At 69.4% G+C, this 8,763-nt stretch carries 8 protein-coding genes; 2 read left to right on the forward strand and 6 right to left on the reverse strand.

Annotated features, from left to right (window positions below; genetic code table 11):
- Positions 1-10: 10 nt before the first annotated feature.
- Both E1284_RS09545 and E1284_RS09550 read left to right on the forward strand, forming a co-directional pair.
- Positions 11-715, forward strand: coding sequence for an ABC transporter ATP-binding protein (locus tag E1284_RS09545; RefSeq protein WP_131938654.1), 705 nt, complete (start codon positions 11-13; stop codon positions 713-715).
- A 218-nt stretch (positions 716-933) separates the two neighbouring features.
- On the forward strand, positions 934-2,682 hold the full coding sequence (locus E1284_RS09550) for an ATP-binding protein (RefSeq protein WP_131938655.1): 1,749 nt from the start codon (positions 934-936) through the stop codon (positions 2,680-2,682).
- A 119-nt stretch (positions 2,683-2,801) separates the two neighbouring features.
- Here E1284_RS09550 and E1284_RS09555 read toward each other — a convergent pair whose 3' ends face one another.
- From E1284_RS09555 to E1284_RS09580, 6 genes are read right to left on the reverse strand one after another with little or no spacing between them, the layout of a single operon-like run.
- Positions 2,802-3,644 (reverse strand): fumarylacetoacetate hydrolase family protein, encoded by an 843-nt coding sequence (locus E1284_RS09555; RefSeq protein WP_131938656.1) that lies wholly within the window; start codon positions 3,642-3,644, stop codon positions 2,802-2,804.
- An 8-nt stretch (positions 3,645-3,652) separates the two neighbouring features.
- The gene (locus E1284_RS09560; RefSeq protein WP_165965193.1) at positions 3,653-4,504 is read right to left on the reverse strand and encodes an alpha/beta fold hydrolase; all 852 of its coding nucleotides are present in this window, start codon (positions 4,502-4,504) and stop codon (positions 3,653-3,655) included.
- Positions 4,501-5,676, reverse strand: a complete 1,176-nt coding sequence (locus tag E1284_RS09565) for an acyl-CoA dehydrogenase family protein (protein ID WP_131938657.1) — start codon at positions 5,674-5,676, stop codon at positions 4,501-4,503. Before E1284_RS09565 ends, E1284_RS09560 begins: the two co-directional genes overlap by 4 nt.
- 28 nt (positions 5,677-5,704) lie before the next feature.
- Entirely contained in the window at positions 5,705-6,550 is an 846-nt protein-coding gene (locus E1284_RS09570; protein WP_131938658.1) for an alpha/beta fold hydrolase, read from the reverse strand.
- Positions 6,547-7,467 carry a VOC family protein gene (locus E1284_RS09575; RefSeq protein ID WP_131938659.1) on the reverse strand — a complete coding sequence of 307 codons (921 nt, stop codon included), beginning with the start codon at positions 7,465-7,467 and terminating at the stop codon, positions 6,547-6,549. The genes E1284_RS09570 and E1284_RS09575 overlap by 4 nt, the downstream gene beginning before the upstream one ends.
- Positions 7,464-8,639, reverse strand: a complete 1,176-nt coding sequence (locus tag E1284_RS09580) for an acyl-CoA dehydrogenase family protein (protein WP_131938660.1) — start codon at positions 8,637-8,639, stop codon at positions 7,464-7,466. Before E1284_RS09580 ends, E1284_RS09575 begins: the two co-directional genes overlap by 4 nt.
- Positions 8,640-8,763: the final 124 nt, after the last annotated feature.

Genomic DNA, 8,763 nt, shown 5'->3' on the forward strand with positions numbered 1-8,763 from the left:
AAGGACGCACATGACGCTGCTCGAAGTGAGCGACCTGGTCGCCGGCTACGGCCGCAAGGAGGTGCTCCACGGCGTCGGCCTCCGCGTCGACGAGGGCGAGATCGTGACCCTGATGGGCCACAACCGCGCCGGGAAGACGACCACGATCAGGTCGGTGCTCGGCGCCGTCCCCCCCCGCTCCGGGACGGTCCGGATCGCGGGAAGCGACACCACCCGCCGCCCAGTGCGCAAGGCCGTGACCGCGGGCGTCGCGATGATCCCCTCAGAACGGTTCGTGTTCCCCGACCTCTCGGTGCACGACAACCTCCTGCTGGGCGCCGCCAACGCACCATCGGGGACCGACACCGGGGAACGGCTCAAGACCGTCAAGGACCTGTTCCCGATCCTGGACGAGCGCGCCGAACAACCGGCCGGTTCGATGTCGGGCGGCCAGCAGCGCATGGTGAGCCTGGGCATGGCCCTGATGGCCCGCCCCAAGCTGCTCCTCCTCGACGAACCGTCCCTCGGCCTGGCCCCGTCCGTCGTGGAGACGATGTTCGAACTCCTCCGCTCCCTCGCCGACGACGAGGGCCTCGGCATCCTCCTGCTGGAACAGAACGTCAAGCAGGCCCTGCAGGTCGCCGACCGCGCCTACGTCATGCGCTCCGGCAAGGTGATCCTGGAAGAGACCGCGGAGGAAATGCGGAAGCGCACCGACTTCTGGGACCTCTTCTAACGAAACAAATGAAAGCCTCCGTCGCAACAACCGAGCGCTAACTCCGCACCCCCCTCCGTGCCCAACGCAGCGGGTAACGTCGACACCGCGATCACCGCGATGTGCGCGCCTGGCTGCAGGTGCCCAGGTGGTGGCTGTAACATCCTCGGACTTTGCTCCTGCTCACAACCTTGCTAACTATCATGCTAGTTGGCATGGTCGTGGTCTGAGGAGACGGGATGCTTGACGGAGAACTTGCCGAGATCGTCAGCAACCTTCGTGTCATTGGTGCGGACATCGCCGACGTCGAGGTGAAGAAGGCTCAGGGCGGCCTGCCCAAGTCGTTGCGCGAGACTCTCTCGGCGTTCGCCAACACACAAGGCGGCGTCATCATCCTCGGGCTGGACGAAGCCCAGGGGTTCGGCGCATCAGGACTGCCGAATCCGGCGAAGATGGCGGCAGACCTCGGCGCCATGTGCTCGGAGGACATGGAGCCCCCGCTCCGGCCGCTCATCAGGATTCACACCTTCGAAGGGGCTCAGGTCCTGGTTGCGGAGGTCTCCGAGATCGACCCCGCGCAGAAACCGTGCCACTCGCGCGGCGCCGGCATCACCAAGGGCAGCTACATCAGGGTGAGCGACGGCGATCGCCGGCTCTCGACCTATGAGGTTCAGGTCATGCTGTCGTCGCGCGGGCAGCCCCGCGAGGACGAACAGGCCGTGCACGGCGTAGAGCTGGATCAACTCGATGCCGTCAGTGTTGACGCGTTGGTGGCTCGCCTGAAAACCAGCAGGCCGTTCGCGTTCAAAGATCTGGACCGCATGGCGGTGCTGCGCCGAGCCAAGGTGCTGGTCCCCGGGGACGATGGCGGCGACGTGGTGTCGCTGGCGGGTCTGCTCGCGCTCGGCGCCTATCCGCAGGAGCACTTCCCCCAGCTGATGGTCACCTTCGTTCACTACCCCACCGACGGCGGTCCCGGATCCGGGGACAGGTTCCTGGACAACGTGACGCTGGAAGGGCCGATCCCCGTCATGGTCAGGGACACATTGGCGGTCATCCGCCGGAACATGTCCCGCCGGGCGATCATCACCGGCGCCGGGCGGCAGGATGTCTGGGAGTACCCCGAGACCGCCTTGCGCGAAGCGGTCGTCAACGCTCTGGCTCATCGTGATCTGTCAGGCGCCGCCCGGGGTACGCAGGTACAGGTCGAGATGTATCCCGACCGGCTGGCGATCCGCAGTCCCGGTGGTCTGTTCGGACCTGTCACGGTAGACAGCCTCGGTGAGGAGGGCATTTCCTCGGCCCGTAACGCCACTCTCATCAAGCTTCTCGAAGATGTGCCGCTCCCAGGCGAGACCCGCACCGTCTGCGAGAACCGCGGCTCGGGCATCAGAGCCATGGTGGAAGCGCTGCTGGCCGCCGGTATGAGCCCTCCGCAGTTCACCGACAAGATCTCGTCGTTCCTCGTCACCTTCCCCAACCACACGCTGTTGAGCGAGGAGACCGTCGACTGGATTCACAGTCTGGGTGAGCGAGGGCTGACCGACAGCCAATGCATCGCCCTCTCTCTCCTGCGCGAGGAGCAGGCGATCGACAACCGTGCCTACCGCAACGCCACCGGCGTCGACTCCCGCGTGGCCACCAGTGAGCTTCAAGACCTCGTCGCCCGTGAGCTCATCGCACAGACGGGAACGCGTCGCTGGGCCAGATACCGACTCGCAGGGAAACGCGCGGCGGCGAGACCGGGGTCCCCGCGGGCCGACCGCCGTCCTGAACTGCTCAACGCCCTTGGCGCCGAGGTCCTGTCACGTGCCGAGTTGGTCGCACGGACCTCACTGAGCGACCAGACTGTGCGCCGATGGTTGAAGATCATGCGTGATGAGGGCGCCGTGGAGATCGTCGGAAGCAGCGTCAAGAGCAGGCACGTCCGTTACCGTCGCGCGGCGCAGGAACCGCTCTTCCTTCCGGAAAACCACAATCCGGCCTGATCCGGCGAGGTTAACGAATAGCGGGCGACAGGTCTTGAGGCCGGTCTCTTTGCCCCGCATGGACGGCGAAGCCCCGGGACGGACGGAGTTCAGTCCCGGGGGCTTGCGTTCAGGGCGGCTTAGCGGAAGGTGTGCTCCATCTCGCCGATGCCCTCCACCCAGGTGCGGAGGGTCTCGCCGGGCTGGAGGAAGCGCTGGGGGGTGCGGCCGAGGCCGACGCCGTCCGGGGTGCCGGTGAAGATGACGTCGCCGGGGCGCAGGGTGATGACCTCCGACAGCTTCGCGATCGTGCGCGGGATCGAGAAGATCAGCTTGGCCGTGCGTCCGTCCTGGACCGTCTCGCCGTCGATCGAGCAGCCGAGCGCGAGGTCGTCGCGGTCGGGGAACTCCTCGGGCGTCACGAGCCAGGGGCCGATCGGCGCGAACCCCGGGTAGGACTTGGCGAAGCCGAACTGCGGGGCCTGGCCGACGAACTGGAGGATCCGCTCGGAGAGGTCCTGGCCGATCGTGAGGCCGGCGACGTGGTCCCAGGCTTCGGCGGGGGAGACCTTGTGGGCCGTCGTGCCGATGACGGCGACGACCTCGACCTCCCAGTCGGTGTGGCCGCCGTCCGGCAGGGCGATCTCGCCGTAGGGGCCGGTGATGGACGAGGCGAACTTCGTGAAGACCGGCGGCAGGTCCTTCGGGGGCTCGAAGCCGGTCTCCGCCGCGTGGTCGGCGTAGTTCAGCCCGATCGCGACGACCTGGGACGGTGTGGGTGAGGGTGATTCGAGAAGGGCCCGGTCGAGTTCGATGTCGGGGGTCGGGGTGGCGGACGCGGCCCAGGACGTGAACGCGTCCCAGTCGTCGTAGACGCTCTGCGGGTCGGGGCCGAAGCGGCCGCCGGAGGCGGTCGCGATGTCGGCGCCCTTGCCGCCGGACAGGACGAGCACGGCCCGGCCGGCGTGGTTGGCGATGCGCATGTACGTCCTTATATCCGGCCGTCGATCAGGCCCACCAGGAGCCGCTCGAAGGTTTCGGGGTGCTCGATCTGCGTCCAGTGGCCGCACCGCGCGATGACGTACAGGTTTGCGTTCGGGAGGTGGTCGGCGAAGTACCTGCTGGCGGCGACCGGGATGATCCGGTCGTCGCGGCCGTGGACGCACAGCACGTCGTGGGTGACGGCCGCGAGGTCCTCGGGGGTGAAGAAGCGGCGCGTCCCGGCCGGGTCGAAGGACGCCTCGTGCGAGCGCCGGACGTCCTCCCGGTGCACGTACGCCATGCGCTCGGCCACGACCCGGTCGACGGTGCCGCGCATGGGTTCGAGGTCGTAGACGAACTCGCTGAGCAGGCCCTTCAACGACTCCGCGCTGGGGCTCGCGTAGAACTCGCGGAGGTGCTTGAGGCCCGGGCTGACCGGCATGTCCGGTGCGCCGCCGCTGCCCATCAGCAGGATCTTGCCGACCGGCTCCGGCCGGGCCAGCGCCATCAGGAGGGCGAGCTGCCCGCCCATCGAGTTGCCGATCAGGTGGACCTTCCGCAGGCCCAGCTCGTCCACCAGGGCCAGCAGCGCCTCGGCGCGCAGCTCGTTGAACGGGCCCATCCCGCGCGGGGCGTCGAGCGGGTGCGAGGAGTCGCCGAACCCGATCTGGTCGGGGGCGAGGCACCAGTACCGGTCGCCGAGGTCGGCGATGATCCGCTCCCAGTTCGACAGCCCGGTCGCGCCGGGACCGGAGCCGTGCAGGAACAGCACGGCCTCCGCCCCGCGCTCCCCGGTCTCGTGCAACCGGAACGTCAGCTCCCCGCCCCGCACCTTGACGGCGACGTCAGACGAGGTGATCACAGATGCACCGCCGCGAGCTTCTCGGCGCCGAGATGGCGGCCGCCCCAGGCCTTGGCAAGGGGGTCGTCGAAGAGGAAGGCGTGGCTGCCGGCCGCGACGGCGTCCTGGAACTTCGTCTGGAGCGGGTGGTCGACGAAGGCCGAGCGGCCCGAGGAGACGCGCATCAGCGCCTGGACGGTGTCGACCGCCGCGTTCGCCGACCGGGCGACGTCCCAGCGCCAGAAGGCGCGCTGCTCCAGGGACGGGACCTCGCCGCGCTCGGCGTGCTCCATCAGCTCGGTGGCCGTCCGCTTCACCTTGAGGACGGCGGCGTCGAGCTGCCAGGCCGCCTCGGCGAGGTGGTTCTGCACGACCGGCTCCTCGCGGAGCAGCTGGCCGTAGTTGGTGCGGCGGCCCCGCGTCTCGGTGACCCACTGGTCATAGAAGCCGAGGGAGGCGCCGAGCGCCCCCGCCGTGATGATCAGGTTGAAGACGACCGCCCACGGCGTCCGGTACAGCGGCCCGTCGTTGCGCTCCTGGCCGGGCAGCGGGCTGCCGAGGCCGTGCGTGTAGTGGACGTGCGACTGGCCGCGGTGCTCGGGGACGAAGACGCCGTCCACCACGATGTCGTCGGAGCCGGTGCCGCGCAGGCCCGCGACGTTCCAGGTCTGCTCGATCCGGTAGTCGCCCTCGTCCAGGATCACCGAGGTGAAGTCGGGGTACTCGGTGCCGTTCACCTCGCGGGTTCCGGCGATGCCGCCGAGGATGACGCCGGAGCAGATGCCGCTGCCGGAGGAGAAACTCCAGCGCCCGGACACCCGGTACCCGCCCGGCACCTTCTCGATCTTGCCCGTCGGGGTGTAGGACGAGGCGATCTTGCGCGCCGGGTCGGCGCCCCAGATCTCCTCCTGCGTCTCCTCGGGGAAGAGGGCGATCTGCCACGGGTGGACGCCGACGACGGAGGCGACCCAGCCGGCGGACGCGGACGCCCGGCCGATCTCGATCACCGTCTCGGCGTACTCGGCGAGGTGGGCCTCGCCGCCGCCCCAGCGCGCGGGCTGGAGCGAGCGCAGCACCCCGATCCCGTCGAGCGCCGCGACCGCCTCGGGGGTGAGGCGCCCCTGCTCGGCGCTCGGCGCGTCCGCGGCGGCGAGCGCGTCCGCGGCGGCCCGCGCCTTCTCGATCATGCTCATGGTGGTGGTTCCGTCCTGGGATGTCATGTCAGAGACCGCTGCCGACGAAGGTCCGCACGACCGACTGGAAGCGCGCGGCCTGCTCGATCTGGGTCCAGTGGCCGCACTCGTCGATGACGTAGAGGTCCGCCTGCGGCAGGTGGTCGGCCAGGTAGTAGCTGCATTCGATCGGCACGATGACGTCCTGGCGGCCGTGCACGACGAGGGTCGGCTTGTCGATCTTCGCGAGGTCCTCGGGCGTGAAGGAGAGCATCTCGGGACCGAACATGGCCCGGTGCCCCGCCTCGATCGAGGGCCGCCGGACCATCGGCATCCGCTCGGCCGCGACCTTCTCGACCGTGTCGCCGAATGCGCTCTTGTCGTGGACGAACTGGATCAGCAGGTCCGCCATCGCCTCGACGGTCGGGTCGTCGAAGTAGGTGATCAGCTTGATCAGCTCGGGGGTCGGTTCCAGGCCGGGCATGCCGCCGGAGCCCATCAGCACGATCCCGGCGACGAGGTCGGGCCGGAGCTGGGCGATGCGCAGCGAGTACATGCCGCCCATCGAGTTGCCGACGAGCACGACCTTCTCCAGGCCGAGGGCGTCCACGAGCTGGAACAGCGCGTCGATGCGGACCTCGGCCTGCGCCTTGAAGCCCTGCGGCTGCGGGTCCGGGTGGCTGGAGTCGCCGAACCCGAGGATGTCCGGGGCGATGCAGTGGTAGGTGTCGCCGAGCCCCTCGATGACCTCCCGCCAGTTGGACGCGGCGGTCACGCCCGGTCCGGAACCGTGCAGGAACAGCAGCGCGGGCGCGCCGGGCGTACCGGTCTGGTTGACGCGCAGGTGCCTTCCGCCGCCGATCGCGATGTCCTCGACGCGGATCTCGGCGGTCATTCGGCGCCCTCCCCGGCGACCGTGCGGAAGATCCCGGGCGGCCCGTCCAGGTACGCCTGGGAGCGGTGGTGCCCCCAAATGGACGGCAGGTCGTGGTTGCCCGCGACCCAGGTCAGGTCGTCCACGGTGATGCCGCCGTGCCCGTACTCGATCTGCATCGAGGACGGCGTCTGGACGTAGATGGACGTCATCAGGTCGTTGGTGTGCCGCCCGAGCGACAGCAGGATCTCCCGCTCCGGGTCGGCCGTGAACAGGTCGATCGCGCTGCCGAGGTCGTCGAACGACTCGACCTCCAGCATCAGGTGGTTGATGCCGGTCATGCCGGGGATCTCGGCGACGGCGAGCGAGTGGTGGCGGCCGTTGCAGTGGTAGAAGCGCAGGTTGAAGATGTCGCTCTTCACCCGGTCCGACAGCCGGAACCCGAGCGTGTCGGCGTAGAACGCGTTGGCCCGCTCCAGGTCGGGGACGATGAGCACGACGTGCCCGAGGCCGAGGTCGCCGGTGACGAACCGGCCGCGCATGGGACGTCCGGGGAAGAACGAGTTCGGCTGCGAGAACTGGCCCCAGACCAGCTCGTGCCGGTTGCCGAACGGGTCGGCGAACCAGTACAGCTCGGCGACCTGGCGCTCCTTGACCTCGTCGGCGCCGCCCTCGTGCACCTCGACGCCCTTGCCGCGCAGCTCCGCGACGTAGGCACGCAGTCCGGTCTCGTTGCCGCAGTCCCAGCCGACGTACCGGAGTTCGTCCTGCTCGGCCGGGTGGACGGCGATCCGGTAGCCCTTGTCGTCGACCTTGACCCGGACGGCGCCGTCCGGCCCGTCATCGGCGACGACCGCCCCGAGCAGCCGGGTGGCATAGTCGCGCCACTCCTCGGCCTTCGGCGACGCGATCCCCAGGTAGGCGAGTTGCGAAATCAAAGCATGACCTCCGGTGCGGACGAGTCGAGGAGCGCGGCGCCGTAGTACTGGCCGACGCCGTCGGAGACGAGGAACGCGTGGCCGAGTTCGGCGATGACGTCCTGGTAGAGGCGGTGCAGCGGGTGGTCGACGAAGACCGTGCGGCCGGACGCGACCCGCATCAGCCGGTTGATGGCGAAGCCGGTCTCCTGGCAGCCCTTGGTGATGTTCCAGCGCAGCCGGGCCCGCTGCCGCTTGTCGAGGAACACGCCGGCCTCGGCGGCCTCGGTGATCGTGTCGATCGCGTCGTACATCTTCATGACGGCCGCGTCGTGCACCCATTCGGCCTCGGCCAGGTGCATCTGCATCAGCGGGTCGTCGGCGTAGGTGCCGCCCCAGTTCGCCTTGCGGACGGCGGTGTCGGCCGTCCAGTCGTCCAGGACGCGGCGGGCGAGCCCCAGCATCGGCGCGACGAGGACCAGGTTGAACATGACCGCCCACGGCACCTTGTAGAGCGCGGACGGGTTGGTCTCCATGCCGGGCGCGGGGCGGTCCGGGTTGTACTCGTAGAGCGGGCTGGACAGGAAGCGGCGCGCCGGGATGAACGCGTCCGCGACGACGATGTCCTTGCTGCCGGTGCCGCGCGAGCCGCGGACGTGCCAGGTGTCCTCGATGGCGTACTGGTCGCGGTGCAGCAGCGCGGACCCGTAGTTCGGCACCTCGACGCCCGGCGCGGCCTCGACCTTCCCGGCGAACCCGCCGAGGATCACGCCCTGGGCGTGGTCGCAGCCGGACGAGAACGACCAGCGGCCGGACACCCGGTAGCCGCCGTCCACCGGCTCGATCTTGCCGGTCGGGGCGTAGGACGAGGAGGCGTTCCAGTCCGGGTCGGCCTCCCAGACCTCGGCCTGGGTCTCCTCGGGGAAGAGCGCGATCTGCCAGGGGTGCGACCCCATGACCCCGGCCACCCAGCCCGCCGACGGCGCGATCCGGCCGAGTTCGTAGACGCCGGCGAGGTGCTCGCGCAGCGACAGTTCGGCGCCGCCCCAGCGCTTGGGCTGGAGGCCGCGCATGAGGCCGGTCTCCCGCATGTGCGTGAAGGCCCGGCCGGTCAGCGTGCGCTGCTCGGCCGAGAGGTCCTCCTCGGCCCGAAACTCCGGCTCCAGCCGGCGGATCTCGTCCAGGACGGTCATCGGCGTCAGTTCCTTAGGTAGGGCGCAGGTGGAGACGTGACCGGCATCTCTGTAGCAGTCACTACACGGAACCGTAGAACGCCCACTCCAGAGAAGGCAAGGCCCCCGCCGCGAAATCTGCGCC

Source organism: Actinomadura bangladeshensis (genome assembly GCF_004348335.1).
Lineage (GTDB): Bacteria > Actinomycetota > Actinomycetes > Streptosporangiales > Streptosporangiaceae > Spirillospora > Spirillospora bangladeshensis.

What these genes read in the sequence shown, in the direction of transcription:
- E1284_RS09550 (WP_131938655.1), top strand. Translation starts at nt 934, where the DNA reads ATGCTTGACGGAGAACTTGCCGAGATCGTCAGCAACCTTCGTGTCATT.
- E1284_RS09570 (WP_131938658.1), bottom strand. Translation starts at nt 6,550, where the DNA reads ATGACCGCCGAGATCCGCGTCGAGGACATCGCGATCGGCGGCGGAAGG.
- E1284_RS09545 (WP_131938654.1), top strand. Translation starts at nt 11, where the DNA reads ATGACGCTGCTCGAAGTGAGCGACCTGGTCGCCGGCTACGGCCGCAAG.
- E1284_RS09565 (WP_131938657.1), bottom strand. Translation starts at nt 5,676, where the DNA reads ATGAGCATGATCGAGAAGGCGCGGGCCGCCGCGGACGCGCTCGCCGCC.
- E1284_RS09580 (WP_131938660.1), bottom strand. Translation starts at nt 8,639, where the DNA reads ATGACCGTCCTGGACGAGATCCGCCGGCTGGAGCCGGAGTTTCGGGCC.
- E1284_RS09555 (WP_131938656.1), bottom strand. Translation starts at nt 3,644, where the DNA reads ATGCGCATCGCCAACCACGCCGGCCGGGCCGTGCTCGTCCTGTCCGGC.